This is a genomic window from Paenibacillus catalpae, from assembly GCF_900112695.1.
Classification (GTDB): domain Bacteria; phylum Bacillota; class Bacilli; order Paenibacillales; family Paenibacillaceae; genus Pristimantibacillus; species Pristimantibacillus catalpae.
Window position 1 is genome coordinate 705955 of record NZ_FOMT01000003.1, and the last position, 383, is coordinate 706337.

Below are 383 nucleotides of genomic sequence, written 5' to 3' on the forward strand. Positions count from 1 at the left end.
GCTCCGGTCACGCCGGTAGCACCCGTGTCGCCAGTGGCTCCGGTCACGCCGGTAACGCCAGTGTCGCCAGTGGCTCCGGTCACGCCAGTAGCGCCAGTCGCACCAGTGTCGCCCGTAGCGCCGGTCGCGCCAGTAGCACCAGTGTCGCCCGTAGCGCCGGTCGCTCCAGTAGCGCCCGTAGCGCCGGTCGCTCCAGTAGCGCCAGTCGCACCAGTGTCGCCAGTGGCTCCAGTCACGCCGGTAGCACCAGTGTCGCCAGTGGCTCCGGTCACGCCGGTAGCGCCCGTGTCGCCAGTGGCTCCGGTCGCGCCCGTGTCGCCCGTATCGCCAGTAGCGCCGGTCGCGCCCGTGTCGCCCGTAGCTCCAGTCACGCCGGTCGCGCC

General features: G+C 72.3%; 1 protein-coding gene. It reads right to left on the reverse strand.

Translation table 11 applies throughout. The features are described from left to right. The coding region (locus tag BM200_RS30225) for a hypothetical protein (protein ID WP_217649572.1) at positions 1-371 on the reverse strand (371 nt) is incomplete at its 3' end. Between the last annotated feature and the right edge of the window lie 12 nt (positions 372-383).